14 protein-coding genes, 1 tRNA gene, 1 other RNA gene and 1 pseudogene are annotated in these 18304 nt (G+C 54.0%); 10 read left to right on the plus strand and 7 right to left on the minus strand.

Annotated elements, in window-relative coordinates; all coding sequences use genetic code 11:
• The 4 genes from ACRDD5_RS04340 to narI all read left to right on the plus strand — a co-directional run.
• The coding region (locus ACRDD5_RS04340; protein WP_438676044.1) for a nitrate reductase subunit alpha at positions 1 to 3563 on the plus strand (3563 nt) is incomplete at its 5' end.
• A complete protein-coding gene (gene narH / locus ACRDD5_RS04345; protein ID WP_438676045.1) occupies positions 3560 to 5095 on the plus strand; it encodes a nitrate reductase subunit beta in 1536 nt (511 codons plus the stop codon). The genes ACRDD5_RS04340 and narH, both read left to right, overlap by 4 nt.
• Positions 5092 to 5802 (plus strand): nitrate reductase molybdenum cofactor assembly chaperone, encoded by a 711-nt coding sequence (gene narJ / locus ACRDD5_RS04350; protein WP_271284137.1) that lies wholly within the window; start codon positions 5092 to 5094, stop codon positions 5800 to 5802. The genes narH and narJ overlap by 4 nt, the downstream gene beginning before the upstream one ends.
• Positions 5802 to 6479, plus strand: a complete 678-nt coding sequence (narI, locus tag ACRDD5_RS04355; protein WP_271284138.1) for a respiratory nitrate reductase subunit gamma — start codon at positions 5802 to 5804, stop codon at positions 6477 to 6479. The genes narJ and narI overlap by 1 nt, the downstream gene beginning before the upstream one ends.
• Before the next feature lies 1 nt (position 6480).
• Here the strand turns inward: narI and ACRDD5_RS04360 are convergent, their stop codons facing one another.
• Complete coding sequence (locus ACRDD5_RS04360; RefSeq protein ID WP_271284139.1) at positions 6481 to 7374, minus strand: DMT family transporter; 894 nt, start codon at positions 7372 to 7374, stop codon at positions 6481 to 6483.
• A 108-nt stretch (positions 7375 to 7482) separates the two neighbouring features.
• Between ACRDD5_RS04360 and ACRDD5_RS04365 the strand changes: the two genes are divergently transcribed.
• Positions 7483 to 7926 (plus strand): Lrp/AsnC family transcriptional regulator, encoded by a 444-nt coding sequence (locus ACRDD5_RS04365; RefSeq protein ID WP_438676046.1) that lies wholly within the window; start codon positions 7483 to 7485, stop codon positions 7924 to 7926.
• 72 nt (positions 7927 to 7998) lie between these two features.
• On the opposite strand, the gene ACRDD5_RS04370 is transcribed toward ACRDD5_RS04365, so the two are convergent.
• The 4 genes from ACRDD5_RS04370 to ACRDD5_RS04385 form a co-directional block, all read right to left on the minus strand.
• Positions 7999 to 8125, minus strand: a non-coding RNA gene (locus ACRDD5_RS04370) — RtT sRNA.
• A 44-nt stretch (positions 8126 to 8169) separates the two neighbouring features.
• Positions 8170 to 8254: transfer RNA gene (locus ACRDD5_RS04375), tRNA-Tyr, on the minus strand.
• 156 nt (positions 8255 to 8410) lie between these two features.
• Positions 8411 to 9253 carry a formyltetrahydrofolate deformylase gene (gene purU / locus ACRDD5_RS04380; RefSeq protein ID WP_271284141.1) on the minus strand — a complete coding sequence of 281 codons (843 nt, stop codon included), beginning with the start codon at positions 9251 to 9253 and terminating at the stop codon, positions 8411 to 8413.
• Between the two features lie 48 nt (positions 9254 to 9301).
• A complete protein-coding gene (locus ACRDD5_RS04385; protein ID WP_438676047.1) occupies positions 9302 to 9760 on the minus strand; it encodes a YchJ family protein in 459 nt (152 codons plus the stop codon).
• A 107-nt stretch (positions 9761 to 9867) separates the two neighbouring features.
• On the opposite strand from ACRDD5_RS04385, the gene rssA reads away from it, so the two are divergent.
• The 3 genes from rssA (at position 9868) to galU (ending at position 12983) form a co-directional block, all read left to right on the plus strand.
• Positions 9868 to 10770, plus strand: a complete 903-nt coding sequence (gene rssA, locus ACRDD5_RS04390; protein ID WP_271284143.1) for a patatin-like phospholipase RssA — start codon at positions 9868 to 9870, stop codon at positions 10768 to 10770.
• Positions 10771 to 10860: 90 nt separating this feature from the next.
• A complete protein-coding gene (rssB, locus tag ACRDD5_RS04395; protein WP_271284144.1) occupies positions 10861 to 11874 on the plus strand; it encodes a two-component system response regulator RssB in 1014 nt (337 codons plus the stop codon).
• 200 nt (positions 11875 to 12074) lie between these two features.
• Positions 12075 to 12983 (plus strand): UTP--glucose-1-phosphate uridylyltransferase GalU, encoded by a 909-nt coding sequence (gene galU / locus ACRDD5_RS04400; protein ID WP_271284145.1) that lies wholly within the window; start codon positions 12075 to 12077, stop codon positions 12981 to 12983.
• A 206-nt stretch (positions 12984 to 13189) separates the two neighbouring features.
• Here the strand turns inward: galU and hns are convergent, their stop codons facing one another.
• Positions 13190 to 13603 (minus strand): histone-like nucleoid-structuring protein H-NS, encoded by a 414-nt coding sequence (gene hns / locus ACRDD5_RS04405; RefSeq protein ID WP_271284146.1) that lies wholly within the window; start codon positions 13601 to 13603, stop codon positions 13190 to 13192.
• 546 nt (positions 13604 to 14149) lie between these two features.
• Between hns and tdk the strand changes: the two genes are divergently transcribed.
• Both tdk and ACRDD5_RS04415 read left to right on the plus strand, forming a co-directional pair.
• Positions 14150 to 14764 (plus strand): thymidine kinase, encoded by a 615-nt coding sequence (gene tdk, locus ACRDD5_RS04410; protein WP_271284147.1) that lies wholly within the window; start codon positions 14150 to 14152, stop codon positions 14762 to 14764.
• Between the two features lie 426 nt (positions 14765 to 15190).
• Positions 15191 to 15325, plus strand: a pseudogene (locus ACRDD5_RS04415) (IS4 family transposase); the annotation flags it as partial.
• 55 nt (positions 15326 to 15380) lie between these two features.
• Here ACRDD5_RS04415 and adhE read toward each other — a convergent pair.
• Positions 15381 to 18056, minus strand: a complete 2676-nt coding sequence (adhE, locus tag ACRDD5_RS04420) for a bifunctional acetaldehyde-CoA/alcohol dehydrogenase (RefSeq protein ID WP_271284148.1) — start codon at positions 18054 to 18056, stop codon at positions 15381 to 15383.
• Positions 18057 to 18304: the final 248 nt, after the last annotated feature.

Consider the following 18304-nt stretch of genomic DNA (forward strand, 5'->3'; position numbering starts at 1 on the left):
AGATCTTCGTTAAGAACGGTCTCGTCACCTGGGAAATGCAGCAGACCGACTACCCACGTACTCGCCCGGATATGCCGAACCACGAACCGCGCGGCTGTCCGCGTGGCGCGAGCTACTCCTGGTATTTGTACAGCGCCAACCGCCTGAAATACCCGCTGATGCGCAAACGCCTGATGAAAATGTGGCGCGAAGCGAAAGTGCAGCACAGCGATCCGGTTGATGCCTGGGCCTCCATTATTGAAGACGCGGATAAAGCGAAAAGCTTCAAGCAGGCACGCGGCCGCGGCGGCTTTGTGCGCTCCTCGTGGAAAGAAGTTAACGAGCTGATTGCCGCTTCCAACGTCTATACCGTTAAAACCTACGGTCCGGATCGCGTGGCAGGCTTCTCGCCGATCCCGGCGATGTCGATGGTCTCTTACGCCTCCGGCGCGCGCTACCTGTCGCTGATCGGCGGCACCTGTCTGAGCTTCTACGACTGGTACTGTGACTTACCGCCTGCGTCGCCGCAGACCTGGGGTGAGCAGACCGACGTGCCGGAATCTGCCGACTGGTATAACTCCAGCTATATCATCGCCTGGGGCTCTAACGTTCCGCAGACCCGTACCCCTGACGCCCACTTCTTTACCGAAGTGCGTTACAAAGGCACCAAAACCGTTGCCATTACCCCGGACTACGCCGAAATCGCCAAACTGTGCGACCTGTGGCTGGCCCCGAAACAGGGTACCGATGCCGCAATGGCGCTGGCGATGGGCCACGTGATGCTGCGTGAGTTCCACCTCGATAAGCCAAGCCAGTACTTCACCGACTACGTGCGCAAATACACCGACATGCCAATGCTGGTGATGCTGGAAGAGCGCGACGGTTACTACGCGGCAGGCCGTATGCTGCGTGCAGCGGACCTGGTGGATGCCCTGGGTCAGGAAAACAACCCGGAATGGAAAACCGTTGCCTGTAACAGCAACGGCGACATCGTTGCGCCGAATGGCTCAATCGGCTTCCGCTGGGGTGAGAAAGGCAAATGGAACCTCGAACAGCGTGACGGTACCTCCGGTGATGAGACTGAACTGCGCCTGAGCATGCTCGGCAGCCAGGACGACATCGCCGACGTCGGCTTCCCGTACTTCGGCGGCGAAGGCTCCGAGCACTTCAACAAAGTGGCGCTGGAAAACGTGCTGATGCACAAGCTGCCGGTGAAACGCCTGCAGCTGGCCGACGGTTCTACTGCGCTGGTGACCACCGTTTACGATCTGACGCTGGCCAACTACGGCCTGGAGCGCGGCCTGAACGATGAAAACTGCGCCACCAGCTATGATGATGTGAAAGCGTACACCCCCGCATGGGCAGAGCAGATCACCGGCGTACCGCGCGCCCATATCATCCGTACCGCGCGCGAATTTGCGGATAACGCGGATAAGACGCATGGTCGTTCAATGATCATCGTCGGTGCCGGTCTGAACCACTGGTTCCACCTGGATATGAACTATCGCGGGCTGATTAACATGCTGATCTTCTGCGGCTGCGTCGGTCAGAGCGGCGGCGGCTGGGCACACTATGTTGGCCAGGAAAAACTGCGTCCACAGACCGGCTGGCAGCCGCTGGCGTTTGGCCTTGACTGGCAGCGTCCGGCGCGTCACATGAACAGCACCTCCTATTTCTACAACCACTCCAGCCAGTGGCGTTACGAGACCGTCACCGCACAGGAACTGCTGTCGCCAATGGCGGATAAATCCCGCTACACCGGCCATCTGTTGGATTTCAACGTGCGTGCTGAACGCATGGGCTGGCTGCCGTCTGCACCACAGCTGGGCACTAACCCACTGCGTATCGCAGAGGCTGCGGCCAAAGCAGGTATGTCGCCTGTGGATTACACCGTCAAATCCCTGAAAGACGGCTCTATTCGCTTTGCGGCGGAGCAGCCGGAAAACGGCAAAAACCACCCGCGTAACCTCTTTATCTGGCGCTCTAACCTGCTGGGTTCATCCGGTAAAGGCCACGAGTACATGCTGAAGTACCTGCTCGGGACTGAGCACGGTATTCAGGGTAAAGATCTCGGCCAGCAGGGCGGCGTGAAGCCGGAAGAAGTCGAGTGGGTAGATAACGGTCTCGACGGCAAACTGGATCTGGTGGTGACGCTGGACTTCCGTCTGTCGAGCACCTGTCTCTACTCCGATATCGTGCTGCCAACCGCGACCTGGTACGAGAAAGACGACATGAATACCTCGGACATGCATCCGTTTATTCATCCGCTGTCTGCTGCCGTTGACCCGGCGTGGGAATCGAAAAGCGACTGGGATATCTACAAAGATATCGCGAAGAAATTCTCCGAAGTCTGCGTCGGCCACCTTGGCGTTGAAACTGACGTGGTGACGCTGCCAATCCAGCACGACTCTGCGGCCGAACTGGCCCAGCCGCTGGACGTGAAGGACTGGAAAAAAGGCGAATGCGACCTGATCCCAGGCGTTACCGCACCGCACATTATTCCGGTTGAGCGCGACTATCCGGCGACCTGGGAGCGCTTTACCTCTATCGGTCCACTGCTGGAGAAAATCGGTAATGGCGGGAAGGGCATCTCCTGGAACACCCAGAGCGAGATGGACCTGCTGCGTAAGCTGAACTACACCAAAGCGGACGGCCCGGCGAAAGGTCAGCCGATGCTGAATACCGCCATCGACGCAGCAGAGATGATCCTGACCCTTGCCCCGGAAACTAACGGCCAGGTGTCGGTAAAAGCATGGGCAGCGCTGAGTGAATTCACCGGTCGCGACCATACCCATCTGGCGCTGAACAAAGAAGACGAGAAGATCCGCTTCCGCGATATTCAGGCCCAGCCGCGCAAAATCATCTCCAGCCCGACCTGGTCAGGCCTGGAAGATGAACACGTTTCTTATAACGCCGGTTACACCAACGTTCACGAGCTGATCCCATGGCGTACCCTGTCCGGTCGTCAGTCCCTGTATCAGGATCACCAGTGGATGCGCGACTTCGGCGAAAGCCTGCTGGTCTACCGTCCACCAATCGACACCCGTTCTGTGCAAGCGGTGATGGGCAAGAAATCGAACGGTAATCCGGAGAAGGCGCTGAACTTCCTGACGCCGCACCAGAAATGGGGCATTCACTCCACCTACAGCGACAACCTGCTGATGCTGACGTTGTCCCGTGGCGGCCCGATTGTGTGGATGAGCGAAGCGGATGCGAAGGATCTGGGTATCGAAGATAACGACTGGATCGAAGTGTTTAACAGTAACGGTGCTCTGACGGCGCGTGTGGTTGTCAGCCAGCGTGTGCCAGCCGGGATGACCATGATGTACCACGCGCAGGAACGTATCGTAAACCTGCCGGGCTCAGAAATCACCGAACAGCGTGGCGGTATTCACAACTCCGTGACCCGTATTACGCCAAAACCGACCCATATGATCGGCGGCTACGCGCAGCTGGCCTATAGCTTTAACTATTACGGCACCGTCGGCTCTAACCGCGATGAGTTCGTGGTGGTACGTAAGATGAAGAATATTAACTGGTTAGACGGCGAAGGTAATGACCAGGTACAGGAGAGCGTAAAATGAAAATTCGTTCACAAGTCGGCATGGTGCTGAATCTGGATAAGTGCATCGGCTGTCATACCTGCTCAGTCACCTGTAAAAACGTCTGGACCAGCCGTGAAGGTATGGAATATGCGTGGTTCAACAACGTTGAGAGCAAGCCAGGTGTAGGCTTCCCGAACGACTGGGAAAACCAGGAGAAGTGGAAGGGCGGCTGGATCCGTAAGATCAACGGCAAACTGGTGCCGCGCATGGGTAACAAAGCGCTGCTGCTGGGTAAAATCTTCGCTAACCCGCATCTGCCGGGCATCGACGATTACTACGAGCCGTTTGACTTCGACTACCAGAACCTGCACAACGCACCGGAAAGCAAACACCAGCCGATCGCCCGTCCGCGCTCGCTGATCACCGGTCAGCGGATGGACAAAATTACCAGCGGTCCTAACTGGGAAGAGATTCTGGGCGGCGAGTTTGAAAAACGCGCCAAAGACCAGAACTTCCAGAATATGCAGAAGGCGATGTACGGTCAGTTCGAAAACACCTTCATGATGTATATGCCGCGCCTGTGCGAACACTGCCTGAACCCGGCATGTGTGGCGACCTGCCCGAGCGGTGCCATCTATAAGCGTGAAGAAGACGGCATCGTGCTGATCGACCAGGACAAGTGCCGCGGCTGGCGCATGTGCATTACCGGTTGCCCGTACAAAAAGATCTACTTTAACTGGAAGAGCGGCAAGTCCGAGAAGTGCATCTTCTGCTATCCGCGTATCGAAGCCGGTATGCCAACCGTCTGTTCCGAAAGCTGCGTGGGCCGTATCCGCTACCTCGGCGTGCTGCTGTACGACGCAGACGCGATTGAGACTGCGGCAAGCACCGAGAACGAGAAAGATCTTTATCAGCGTCAGCTGGAGGTGTTCCTCGATCCGAACGATCCAAAAGTGATTGAGCAGGCGCTGGCCGATGGCGTTCCGCAGAGCGTAATTGACGCCGCCCAGCAGTCGCCGGTCTACAAAATGGCGATGGACTGGAAGCTGGCGCTGCCGCTGCACCCGGAATACCGCACCCTGCCAATGGTCTGGTATGTGCCACCTCTGTCACCGATTCAGTCCGCAGCCGATGCGGGTGAACTGGGCAGCAACGGCATTCTGCCGGACGTGGACAGCCTGCGTATCCCGGTTCAGTACCTGGCGAACCTGCTCACCGCAGGCGACACCCAGCCGGTACTGCTGGCGTTGAAACGTATGCTGGCGATGCGCCACTTCAAACGTGCGGAAACCGTTGACGGCGTCATCGACACCCGCGCGCTGGAAGAAGTGGGCCTGAGCGAAGCTCAGGCGCAGGAGATGTACCGTTACCTGGCGATTGCCAACTACGAAGATCGTTTCGTGGTGCCAAGCAGCCACCGTGAGCAGGCGCGTGAAGCCTTCCCGGAAAAAAGCGGTTGCGGCTTCACCTTCGGTGACGGTTGCCACGGTTCAGACAGCAAATTCAACCTGTTCAACAGCCGTCGCATTGACGCGATGGATGTGACCAGCAAAACGGAGCCGCACCAATGATTGAACTTGTCATTGTTTCGCGTCTGCTCGAGTACCCGGATGCTGCGCTTGTGCAGCATCAACAGGAACTTTTCGATGCACTCGCGTCATCTGAAAACCTGGATAAAGAGGATGCCCAGATGCTGGGCGTTTTCCTCCGCGACCTGTTAGCCCGCGATCTGCTGGATGCGCAGTCTGACTACAGCCAGCTGTTTGACCGCGGCCGCGCCACCTCACTGCTGCTGTTTGAGCACGTGCATGGTGAATCCCGCGACCGGGGCCAGGCGATGGTCGACCTGATGAACCAGTATGAGCAGCAAGGCCTGCAGCTCGACAGCCGCGAACTGCCGGATCATCTGCCGCTGTATCTGGAGTATCTGGCGCAGCTGCCAAAAGACGAAGCGCTGGGCGGTCTGCAGGATATCGCCCCGATTCTGGCGTTGCTTAGTGCGCGTCTGCAACAGCGTGAAAGCCGCTACGCGGTGCTGTTCGATCTGCTGGTGAAACTCGCCAAAGCGGCCATCGACAGTGAGAAAGTGGCGGCGAAAATCGCGGATGAAGCCCGCGATGACACGCCGCAGGCGCTGGATGCGGTCTGGGAAGAAGAGCAGGTTAAGTTCTTTGCCGACGAGAGCTGCGGCGAGTCGGAGATCTCCGCTCACCAGCGTCGTTTTGCCGGAGCCGTTGCCCCGCAATATTTGAATATCTCTAACGGAGGACAGCAATAATGCACTTCCTGAATATGTTCTTCTTTGATATCTACCCGTACATTGCGGGCTCGGTATTCCTCGTCGGCAGCTGGCTGCGCTATGACTACGGTCAGTACACCTGGCGCGCAGGCTCCAGCCAGATGCTGGATCGTAAAGGGATGAACCTGGCGTCCAACCTGTTCCACATCGGGATTCTGGGTATTTTCGCCGGGCACTTCCTCGGGATGCTGACCCCGCACTGGATGTATGAATCCTTCCTGCCGATGGACGTGAAGCAGAAGATGGCGATGATCATGGGCGGTGCCAGCGGCGTGATGTGCCTCGTCGGCGGCCTGCTGCTGCTGAAGCGTCGTCTGTTCAGCCCGCGCGTGCGTGCGACCACCACCGGGGCTGATATTCTGATCCTCACCCTGCTGATGGTGCAGTGTGCGCTGGGTCTGCTGACCATTCCGTTCTCCGCTCAACATATGGACGGCAGCGAAATGCTGAAGCTGGTAGGGTGGGCGCAGTCCGTGGTCACTTTCCACGGCGGCGCGTCAGCGCATCTGGACGGCGTAGCGTTTATCTTCCGCATGCACCTGGTGCTTGGGATGACGCTGTTCCTGCTGTTCCCGTTCTCCCGCCTGGTGCATATCTGGAGCGCGCCGGTGGAGTACCTGACGCGCAAATACCAGATTGTGCGTGCGCGTCGCTAAGTTACGCTTGTTTGATTCCAACCCCGCCTTCGCGGGGTTTTTTTTCGCCCCAGCCCAGGTTGTTGCCCGCCGCGGCGAACAGGATCAGCAGGCCGCCTGCAAACTGGGTGGCATTGAGCGAATGGCCAAACACCAGGTTATCGACAATTAGCGCAATTACCGGATAGATAAATGACAGGGAGCCGGTAATGGGCGTCGGCAGTTTCTGAATCGCACTGTACAGCAGCTGATACATGATGCCGGTGTGGACAATGCCCAGCGTCAGCAGGATCCCCCACGGAAAGTCGGCGGAGAAGACCGGCCTGTGCGCCAGCGGCAGCAGCATCACGATCCCGGTCAGCACCTGAATAAAGGCAATATGCTGTGGGGCCAGAGATTTTAGCTGGCGAGTAATAATGGCGGTTAACGCATAGAAGAACGCAGCACCGAGGGCGAGGGCAATTCCGGTCAGCCAGCCGTCAGCGTGCCCCTGCGTCAGCTCGCTGGAGAGTAAAATCACCACCCCGGCAAACGCCAGCGCCAGCCAACCCCATTTCACCACACTGACCCGTTCCCCCAGCAGCATCCCCATCAGCACCAGCATAAACGGCTGGGTGTTATAGACCACCGTGGAGAGGCCGATAGAGATGCGCTCGAAGGCGGCGAACAGCAGCAGCCAGTTGATCACCAGCGCCACGCCGCCCAGCACGGCTAATCCCAGCGTCACGCGGGTAAGCGGGCTAAAGGGCTGTTTGCTCAGGCGGATAAAGATGAAGAGCGCGATGGCGCCAATCAGACAGCGCCAGAACACGACGTCGGTCACCGGCAGGCCGGAGAGCAACACAAAGGCCCCAATGGAGCCAGAAATCAGCATCGCCAGACACATCTGCCAGACGCCTTGTTGAAGTTCACGCATCACACACCTCCTGATTAATGCCCATTATTGTCGAAAAATCCTGTCTGGTTTTACAGGGCTGATCTAAGGTAACAGATGTCTTTGGCTTTTATAAATTAGGTGAATGTGATGGATTACCTTATCGATGAGATCGACCGGCAGATTTTGGCCTGCCTGGTGGAGGATGCGCGGATGTCTTTGAAGGTGCTGAGCAGCCGGGTGGGACTTACCTCGCCCAGCACGGCAGAGCGTTTAAAAAGGCTGGAGGAGCGGGGCGTTATTCAGGGATACAGCGCCCGGGTAAACCTGGCGGCGTTAGGTTACACCCTGCAGGCACTGGTCCGCGTGCGGCCATTGCCGGGTTTATTACATAAGGTGGATAGCTACATCCAGGCGATGCCGGAGTGTATTGAGAGCGACAAAGTGACCGGGGAGGACTGTTTCGTTATTCGGCTGGTGGTGCGATCTATTGAGCAACTGGATACGTTGCTGGACGGGCTGGCAGAGCATGCCCAGTGCAATACGTCGATAGTAAAGAGTTCGCCGGTGAAGCGCCGGTTGCCACCGATGTAGTGGGTGTTGTTCCCGCATGGGCAGAATATGAGCAATTGCGGCTGTTTGAAAGTAGGTATTCTAATGAAGTGATGGTGGTGGGGGAAGGATCACTCGGCTGCGCCTCGCCCTTCGGGTCGTTGCCTGCGGCAACGCTTTCTCGCTACGCTCGAATCGAACCTTGGTCGAAGCTTCTCATCCTTCCCGCATGGGCAGAATATGAGGAAAACAGGTTCTATATATGAGTGTGCCAGTCAGAAGTGATGGTGGTGGGGGAAGGATTCGAACCTTCGAAGTCGATGACGGCAGATTTACAGTCTGCTCCCTTTGGCCGCTCGGGAACCCCACCACGGGGTAATGCTTTTACTGGCCTGCTTCCTTGGGGGAAGCGGGGCGCATCATATCAAATGACGCGCCCCTGTAAAGACTTCCTTTGCGAAAATGAATCGTTTGCCTGAATTTTATCCGGAAAGATGTAAAGCTAATCAATTCATTGCGTGAAGGATTAAAGAATAATCGTTCTGTTACCGTAGACGAAGACGCGCTGCGCAAGGACCTGATACAGCGCACGGCTAAGGACGTTTTTCTCGACGTCGCGCCCGGCACGCATCATGTCTTCCGCTGTGTAGGTATGATCGACATGAATCACGTCCTGCATGATGATCGGGCCTTCATCCAGATTGTCATTCACGTAGTGCGCCGTTGCACCGATGATCTTCACGCCGCGCTCGTACGCCTGGTGATAAGGGCGTGCACCGATAAACGCCGGTAAGAACGAGTGGTGAATATTGATGATTTTATTCGGGAAGCGGGAGACGAATGTCGGCGTGAGAACGCGCATGTATTTTGCCAGTACCACATAATCCGGGTTATGAGCTTCGATAGCCTGCGCCATCAACGTGTCGTGCTCTTCGCGGGTATGACCTTCGTGGCTGACCAGCTCAAATGGAATATCGAAACGTTCAACCAGCGTGCGCAGGGTATCGTGATTACCAATAACGGCGGCAATGTCCACATCCAGACCGCCATAGTTGGCTTTCATCAGCAGATCGCCAAGGCAGTGCGCCTCTTTGGTGACCAGAATCACCACCCGACGACGACCGGCTGGTGTCAGCTCACGCACAGAACCTTCCGGCAGCGCGCCGTCCAGGTCGGCCAGCAGCGTCGCATCGTTGAAAATGCCTTCCAGCTCGGTGCGCATAAAGAAGCGGCCGGTGCGGTGATCAACAAACTCGTTGTTCTGCACAATGTTCAGTTCATGCTTGTAGCAAATATTGGTAATACGGGCGATAAGCCCTTTCTGATCGGGACAAATGGTGCGCAGCACTTTGCGTTGTGTTGATTGCATTGCCGGGAAATCCTGTTAGGTGTTTGCTGGAACGGTGTTTGTCAGGCGCTATTGCCCGCAACACTTTTTAAATTTTTTACCTGAACCGCAGGGGCAGGGGTCATTACGACCAAACTGCGGACGAGTACCGTCAATATAGTACCACTGTCCGCCCTCCTTTAAGAAACGGGAGCGCTCGATTATCGCACCGGCTTTGCCTTGTTCCATAAAGCGCGCGACAAAGCTGACGAACCCTTCGTTCTCATCGCGTCCTGGTGCCGTTTCATATTGGGTCAATCCTGCCCAGGTCGTATTGACGAAACCGGCTTCAATTTCCTGACGAAAATCAGCGGCGTGGCACGACGGATGCCAGGTCTTAATAAGGTAGTCTGCGTCACGCGTCACAAAAGCAGCATATCGGGAGCGCATAAGGGATGACGGGTCCGGCACTACCTGCTCGCCAGTAAGATATCGCTGACAACATAGGCTATACTCGAGTGCGCTACCGCAGGGACAGAGTTGAGACACGATACTCTCTTTCCTGAAACGTAAAATGAATGATGGGGTAGCACCATGTTAACTGAGCGGTTGCAATGACGCTATGCCAGGAATCCAGGGGACGTTAAAAAGGGCTAATGAGAAAGGTTAAAATTGGACTGGCATTGGGCTCAGGTGCAGCCCGGGGCTGGTCGCACATCGGTGTTATTAACGCCTTACAACGTCTTGGTATCGAAATTGATATTGTCGCAGGGTGTTCAATCGGGTCGCTGGTCGGCGCTGCCTATTCCTGCGGCAAACTTCCCGAGCTGGAAACCTGGGTGCGATCCTTCAGCTACTGGGATGTTCTGCGCTTGATGGACTTCTCCTGGCAACGCGGCGGGCTGTTGCGCGGTGAGCGCGTCTTTAACCGCTTCCGCCAGGTGATGCCCCTGTCCGAATTTTCCAGCTGCCAGATGCCCTTTGGCGCCGTTGCCACTAACCTCAGTACCGGCCGCGAACTTTGGTTCACCGAAGGCGATCTCCATCTTGCCGTTCGCGCTTCATGCAGCATGCCAGGCTTAATGGCCCCGGTTCCCCATAACGGCTACTGGCTGGTCGACGGCGGCGTCGTCAATCCTATTCCCGTCTCGCTTACCCGTGCAATGGGCGCCGATATCGTAATTGCTGTCGATTTGCAGCATGACGCCCATCTGATGCAGCACGATCTCATGCCAGTAAATACCCATTCAGAAGATGCCGGGCTTGATGAACTCGCCTGGCATGAACGCCTGCGCGAGCGGATCAGCCGGGCCACGGCGCGCAAGCTGGTCGCTGCGCCGACCGCCCTGGAAATCATGACCACCTCGATTCAGGTTCTGGAAAACCGCCTGAAGCGTAATCGGATGGCGGGTGACCCGCCGGATATTTTGATCCAACCTTTTTGTCCGCAAATTTCAACGCTTGATTTCCACCGTGCAGAAGCGGCTATTTCCGCAGGCGCGCAGGCTGTCGAAAAGAAAATGGATGAATTGTTACCTTTGGTGCGGGCTACTGCCTGAGCACCGTTTTTGAAGACTTCAGCAAAATCTGACAGGCGCTAGTACCGATAGCATGCCACTATTTATTTACTGTCAGCCCCGGGAGAGACCATGACGCAGCCATTAGCCGGAAAACAAATTTTGATTGTCGAAGACGAGCCTGTTTTCCGCTCGCTACTGGATTCATGGCTGTCATCGTTGGGGGCAACAACTTCGCTGGCCAATGATGGCCTCGAGGCGCTGGAGAAACTCGCCAGAATCACCCCTGATCTGATGATCTGCGACATTGCGATGCCGCGCATGAATGGTCTGAAACTGGTGGAGCATTTGCGCAATGCCGGCGATCAGATCCCGATTCTGATTATCTCCGCCACCGAAAATATGGCCGATATCGCCAAAGCGCTGCGCCTGGGGGTGCAGGATGTTCTGCTTAAGCCGGTGAAAGATCTTAATCGCCTGCGTGAAACCGTGCTGGCTTGCCTGTATCCCAATATGTTCAACTCGCGCGTTGAGGAAGAGGAGCGTCTCTTCCAGGACTGGGATGCGTTAGTCAATAATCCCTCTGCTGCGGCAAAGCTGCTGCAGGAGTTGCAGCCGCCGGTTCAGCAGACCCTCTCCGATTGCCGGATTAATTACCGCCAACTGGTGGCGGCAGATCAGTCCGGTCTGGTGCTGGATATCGCGCCGTTATCCGATCATGATTTGGCCTTTTATTGTCTGGATGTCACCCGCGCGGGCGATAATGGCGTCCTGGCGGCGTTATTACTGCGCGCGCTGTTTAATGGCTTACTCCAGGAGCAACTTTCTCACCAGGGTCAGCGTCTGCCGGAGTTAGGCAGTTTACTTAAACAGGTTAATCAGTTACTGCGCCAGGCAAATTTACCGGGTCAATTTCCCCTCTTGGTGGGTTATTACCACAGCGGTTTAAAAAACCTGGTGCTGGTGTCGGCCGGACTCAATGCCACCCTTAATACCGGCGAACATCATATACAGGTGAGTAACGGCGTTCCGTTAGGGACGTTGGGTAATACTTATCTCAATCAAATAAGCCACCGCTGCCCCTCCTGGCAATGCCAAATTTGGGGGGCAGGCGGGCGGCTGCGCTTAATGTTGTCCACGGAATAATCAGTTGGAATTTAAACGGTAGATAGCTTTACCGTCGTTTCGAAGGCAGTGCTACTATCACTGCCAGTTTCAGTCGTATTTATCCTAATTAAACGGTAGCGCGTCCTTTTCAGACCCGGACTTCATCCTGAGACTGATATACTAAACGCGTTATTAATGCAGACTAAAGTTCAAAACGTGAACAGTTCAGGAGAGTTTCAATGGCTGCCCTAAATTCGAAAGTGACAAAGGCCGTTATCCCGGTAGCAGGATTAGGAACCAGGATGTTGCCCGCAACCAAGGCAATTCCGAAAGAGATGCTGCCGCTCGTTGATAAGCCATTAATCCAGTATGTCGTCAACGAATGTATTGCCGCTGGCATTACGGAAATTGTGCTGGTAACGCATTCATCCAAAAACTCTATCGAAAACCATTTCGATACCAGTTTCGAACTGGAAGCGATGCTGGAAAAACGCGTTAAGCGTCAACTTCTGCAGGAAGTGCAATCTATTTGCCCACCGCACGTGACTATTATGCAGGTTCGCCAGGGTCTGGCAAAAGGCCTGGGTCACGCCGTGCTGTGCGCGCATCCGGTTGTGGGTAATGAACCTGTCGCGGTTATTTTACCTGACGTTATTCTCGACGAATTTGAATCAGATTTGTCCCAGGATAACCTGGCCGATATGATTAAACGCTTCGATGACACCGGCAGCAGCCAGATTATGGTTGAACCGGTAGAAGACGTTACCGCCTACGGCGTAGTCGATTGCAAAGGCGTTGGCATGAACCCGGGTGACAGCGTGCCAATGGTTGGCGTGGTCGAGAAGCCTAAAGCCGACGTAGCCCCGTCTAATCTGGCCGTGGTAGGCCGCTATGTCCTGAGCGCAGAGATTTGGCCGCTGCTGGCAAAAACCCCTCCAGGCGCTGGCGATGAAATCCAGCTGACTGATGCTATCGACATGCTGATCGAAAAAGAGACCGTTGAAGCCTACCACATGAAAGGTAAGAGCCACGACTGCGGTAATAAACTCGGTTACATGCAGGCATTCGTTGAATATGGTGTTCGCCACCAGACGCTGGGTGAAGAATTTAAAGTGTGGCTGAAAGAGACGCTGGACATTAAAAACTAAGCCTCTGTTCAGGCGTTAAACGAAACCGGTGAAGCCTTGCGACGCCGGTTTTTTTATGGTTGTGGAACACCATGCGCTCAAGGGTAAAGGCAGATACAGGGTGGGAGGAGAGGTAATATGACAGTATGTAACGGAATGTCACACTGTATAAAATGCAGGCATAAAAAATCCCGCATTAAGCGGGATTTTTCAGTAAATATTCTGGTTTATTCCTGGATCAGGAAATCGTCCAGTTGTTTACCTTGCTCGTCCATCGCTTTTTTGATAACAGCGGGGGTACGGCCCTGGCCGGTCCAGGTTTTAGATTCGCCGTTCTCGTCGATGTAGCTATATTTAGCCGGACGTGCAGCGCGTTTAGCTTTAGCACCGGTTTTAGCGGCAGCCATGCTGTTCAGCAATTCGTTAGGATCAATACCATCAGCGATCAGCATTTCACGATATTGCTGCAGTTTACGCGTACGCTCTTCAACTTCAGCAGCAGCGGCGTTTTCTTCTTCACGGCGCTCATTAACGACAACTTCTAATTTTTCCAGCATTTCTTCAAGCGTTTCGAGAGTACATTCTCTTGCCTGTGCACGAAGAGTACGGATGTTGTTCAGAATTTTAAGTGCTTCGCTCATTGTAGTAATCTCAAACTTATATTGTGGGGTTTGTTGAGGTAATAATAGAGGCTTAAATTGATATGTGCAATAGGTCAGAATGTAAGGAATTCAAAAATTCCTTAATATCGGGGGCTATTATTAATATCACTAACTTAAATTCAGCCGCGTTAAAGCCCATTTTGTTATCAAAAGATGCGCTGTTAACCGGTCGGTGAACTCTTTTTTTCGGACAATTTTCTTCAGAAATATAGTTGCCCAGGATAAATATCAACCTTTTGTATTAGGTCGCTTAACAAGGTTGCCCGTCGAAATTGTTAATTATTATTGAATGAATCCCGGCGTTGCTACTGCAATAAAAAAACATATTTTTCCGCAACTTACCGCGTCTATAACCTCATGGCGTTTCACTTTTCGGTTACCATTCATCATCGCCAACGGTATATCCAGGCGACAACCTAACCGTACCGGAACCGCCATACGCCGCGCGCTAGCGCAGATGACCAGACAAAATATGGTACAATGGCGCATCGGGAATAATACACATTGATTAGGGTTTTACGGCCAATGGCACAACTTTATTTCTACTATTCAGCAATGAACGCCGGTAAGTCGACCGCACTACTGCAATCGTCCTACAATTACCAGGAAAGGGGGATGCGTACCGTGGTGTACACCGCTGAAATTGACGACCGTTTCGGGGCCGGGAAGGTGAGTTCCCGAATTGGCCTCTCGTCGCCGGCAAAACTCTTTAATCCGCAGACTAACCTGCTGGACGAAATTCGCGCCGACGTGGCCGCTGGAGAAGTGCATTGCGTGCTGGTGGATGAATGCCAGTTTTTGACGCGCGAGCAGGTACATGAGCTTTCCGACGTGGTCGATGAACTCGATATCCCCGTGCTCTGCTATGGCCTGCGTACCGATTTTCGCGGCGAGCTATTTATTGGCAGCCAGTATTTACTGGCCTGGTCGGACAAACTGGTGGAATTAAAAACTATCTGTTTCTGCGGGCGTAAGGCAAGCATGGTACTGCGCCTCGATCATGCCGGTAAACCTTATGCAGAAGGCGAGCAGGTGGTGATTGGCGGCAATGAACGCTATATATCGGTCTGTCGTAAGCATTATAAAGAGGCGCTGGTGGTGGGCTCTCTGACCACCATTCAGGAAGCGTATCGTCGCTAGCGGCTTTATTCCTGCTACTGCGCAGCAGACATAATACAACCCGCCTCTCGGTGCTGAGGAATCCCCAGTAATGGGCGAGTACAAAAGAGAGGCACAGCGTTTAGTGAACGACTGAATGCGCTAACACACCCAATGAGATCATCTCTGGCCTGCGCCACCCTTCAGCATGATACCCCACTGATATTTTCAAATATTATTTCTCTTTCTTCGGCGCTTAACCTGCTAAGTGATTGCTGAGGACAAACCAGAATATCCCCTGCCTGCCTGGCGCGTGCTGAATATGCTTAATGCGAGGGGGGCATTTATCTTCATAAAAAAGGGCCTAAAAAACGAAAACACCCTTTCCAGGATGAGGAAGGTGAACGTTTTGGTCTTAGGGACCGTCACTGCAGAATGGAAGGAGGGATAAGTAGCTGAGTGTGCTGACGACGGGGGCTATCACTTCTGACAATAACGGAGAATGTCTTGCGACATTCTCCGTTAATTTTTACGCGAACGGTACTGAGTACCATCTTTACCCACCTTGCCAGCACCCACAGAAAGAGGGTGCTGGCTTATTAGCGCTGATGTTGTGAGGATCTCTCAGCGCCGGAGTGGGTTTTATATTTGCTGTTAATTAAGCGCTTTTCTTCGCTTTCTTATCAGCCTTAACGAGGGTATCTACAGCGGCAGGCGTGGTGACGCCTTCGCTGAATTCACGGCCGTAGTAAGTATCCAGCAGGATCTGTTTCAGTTCGGCAATCAGTGGGTAGCGCGGGTTCGCACCAGTACACTGGTCATCGAAAGCATCTTCAGACAGCTTGTCAACGTGCGCCAGGAAGTCAGCTTCCTGAACACCGGCTTCGCGGATAGATTTTGGAATACCCAGTTCAGCTTTAATGCTGTCCAGCCATGCCAGCAGTTTTTCAATCTTCGCAGCAGTGCGGTCACCAGGAGCGCTCAGGCCCAGGTGGTCAGCGATTTCTGCATAACGACGACGTGCCTGCGGGCGGTCGTACTGGCTGAATGCGGTCTGCTTGGTCGGGTTGTCGTTGGCGTTATAACGGATAACGTTGCTGATCAACAGGGCGTTCGCCAGACCGTGAGGAATATGGAACTGAGAGCCCAGTTTGTGCGCCATTGAGTGACACACACCGAGGAAGGCGTTAGCAAACGCGATACCTGCGATGGTGGCGGCACTGTGTACGCGCTCACGGGCAACCGGGTTTTTAGAGCCTTCGTTGTAAGACGCTGGCAGGTTTTCCTTCAGCAGTTTCAGTGCCTGCAGAGCCTGACCGTCAGAGAATTCAGATGCCAGTACAGAAACGTAAGCTTCCAGGGCGTGCGTTACTGCATCCAGACCACCGAACGCACACAGAGACTTCGGCATCTCCATGACGAGGTTGGCGTCAACGATAGCGACGTCTGGAGTCAGTGCGTAGTCAGCCAGTGGATATTTCTGGCCTGTTGCATCGTCGGTCACAACGGCAAACGGAGTCACTTCAGAACCGGTACCGGAAGTGGTGGTGACGGCGATCATTTTCGCTTTCACGCCCATTTTCGGGAATTTATAGATACGCTTACGGATGTCCATAAAGCGCAGCGCCAGCTCTTCGAAGTGCGTTTCAGGGTGCTCGTACATAACCCACATGATTTTGGCTGCATCCATTGGGGAGCCGCCGCCCAGCGCGATGATTACGTCTGGTTTGAAGGATTTGGCCAGTTCTGCACCTTTGCGAACAATGGTCAGAGTCGGGTCAGCTTCAACTTCGAAGAACACTTCGGTTTCCACGCCACCTGCTTTCAGAACAGAGGTGATCTGGTCTGCGTAGCCGTTGTTGAACAGGAAACGGTCGGTCACGATCAGCGCACGTTTGTGGCCATCGGTAATCACTTCATCCAGCGCGATTGGCAGGGAGCCACGGCGGAAGTAGATAGATTTCGGAAGTTTGTGCCACAACATGTTTTCAGCTCGCTTAGCAACGGTTTTCTTGTTGATCAGGTGCTTAGGACCAACGTTCTCAGAGATGGAGTTACCACCCCATGAACCACAACCCAGAGTCAGGGAAGGCGCGAGTTTAAAGTTATACAGGTCACCGATACCACCCTGGGACGCCGGGGTGTTGATCAGGATACGGGCCGTTTTCATCATCTGACCGAAGTGGGCCACACGTTCCGGCTGGTTGTCCTGGTCGGTGTACAGGCAAGAGGTATGACCGATACCGCCCATGGCAACCAGTTTCTCTGCTTTGATAACCGCGTCGTCAAAATCTTTCGCACGGTACATCGCAAGCGTAGGAGACAGTTTTTCGTGAGCAAACGGCTCGCTTTCGTCAACGACTTTCACTTCACCAATCAGGATCTTAGTGGTCGCTGGAACGGTAAAGCCTGCCAGTTCGGCGATTTTGTATGCTGGCTGACCGACGATGGCGGCATTCAGTGCGCCATTTTTCAGGATGATGTCCTGAACCGCTTTCAGCTCTTTACCTTGCAGCATGTAGCCGCCGTGGCTGGCGAAACGTTCGCGAACCGCGTCGTAGACAGAATCAACAACAACAACGGACTGCTCGGAAGCACAAATGACGCCGTTGTCGAAGGTTTTAGACATCAGAACAGAGGCAACGGCGCGTTTGATATCGGCGGTTTCGTCGATAACAACCGGGGTGTTACCTGCACCCACACCGATAGCCGGTTTACCGGAGCTATACGCTGCTTTAACCATGCCTGGACCGCCGGTCGCGAGGATCAGGTTAATGTCAGGGTGGTGCATCAGTGCGTTAGACAGTTCCACGGAAGGTTGATCGATCCAGCCGATCAGATCTTTCGGCGCGCCAGCGGCGATAGCTGCCTGCAGAACGATATCTGCTGCTTTGTTGGTCGCATCTTTAGCACGTGGATGTGGAGAGAAAATGATTGCGTTGCGGGTCTTCAGGCTAATCAGTGATTTGAAGATCGCAGTAGACGTTGGGTTGGTGGTCGGTACGATACCGCAGATGATGCCGATAGGCTCTGCAATAGTGATAGTACCAAAAGTGTCATCTTCAGACAGGACACCACATGTCTTCTCATCTTTATAGGCGTTGTAGATATACTCAGAAGCAAAGTGGTTTTTGATCACTTTATCTTCTACGATACCCATACCGGATTCGGCAACGGCCATTTTAGCGAGAGGGATACGAGCATCTGCAGCGGCCAGAGCGGCGGCGCGGAAGATTTTATCAACCTGTTCTTGGGTGAAATTGGCATATTCACGCTGGGCTTTTTTTACGCGCTCTACAAGTGCGTTAAGTTCAGCGACATTAGTAACAGCCATAATGCTCTCCTGGATAATGTTAAACTCTTTTAGTAAATCAGCTGCACGATACGGAAACAGTATAGACAGCGCTATTGCCACTTGCGTAACTTACATCAAAACAAGGCGTTAACGTAAAATCGTCCCCCTGATTTACTAAAAGAGCCTCCCATCAGAATCCTGCCTTCAGAAACTGAATCTCCGTGGTGGCGTAATCAAGATTACTCACTTCTGAGTATGGAAAACATGATCTGCATCAATTTATCCAT

This window comes from Silvania sp. (assembly GCF_051656365.1).
In the GTDB taxonomy this organism is placed as follows: domain Bacteria; phylum Pseudomonadota; class Gammaproteobacteria; order Enterobacterales; family Enterobacteriaceae; genus Enterobacter; species Enterobacter hatchlandensis.

Coding starts and splice junctions, on each gene's coding strand:
- narH (WP_438676045.1), top strand. CDS start 3,560: ATGAAAATTCGTTCACAAGTCGGCATGGTGCTGAATCTGGATAAGTGC.
- narJ (WP_271284137.1), top strand. CDS start 5,092: ATGATTGAACTTGTCATTGTTTCGCGTCTGCTCGAGTACCCGGATGCT.
- narI (WP_271284138.1), top strand. CDS start 5,802: ATGCACTTCCTGAATATGTTCTTCTTTGATATCTACCCGTACATTGCG.
- ACRDD5_RS04360 (WP_271284139.1), bottom strand. CDS start 7,374: ATGCGTGAACTTCAACAAGGCGTCTGGCAGATGTGTCTGGCGATGCTG.
- ACRDD5_RS04365 (WP_438676046.1), top strand. CDS start 7,483: ATGGATTACCTTATCGATGAGATCGACCGGCAGATTTTGGCCTGCCTG.
- purU (WP_271284141.1), bottom strand. CDS start 9,253: ATGCAATCAACACAACGCAAAGTGCTGCGCACCATTTGTCCCGATCAG.
- rssA (WP_271284143.1), top strand. CDS start 9,868: ATGAGAAAGGTTAAAATTGGACTGGCATTGGGCTCAGGTGCAGCCCGG.
- rssB (WP_271284144.1), top strand. CDS start 10,861: ATGACGCAGCCATTAGCCGGAAAACAAATTTTGATTGTCGAAGACGAG.
- galU (WP_271284145.1), top strand. CDS start 12,075: ATGGCTGCCCTAAATTCGAAAGTGACAAAGGCCGTTATCCCGGTAGCA.
- hns (WP_271284146.1), bottom strand. CDS start 13,603: ATGAGCGAAGCACTTAAAATTCTGAACAACATCCGTACTCTTCGTGCA.
- tdk (WP_271284147.1), top strand. CDS start 14,150: ATGGCACAACTTTATTTCTACTATTCAGCAATGAACGCCGGTAAGTCG.
- adhE (WP_271284148.1), bottom strand. CDS start 18,056: ATGGCTGTTACTAATGTCGCTGAACTTAACGCACTTGTAGAGCGCGTA.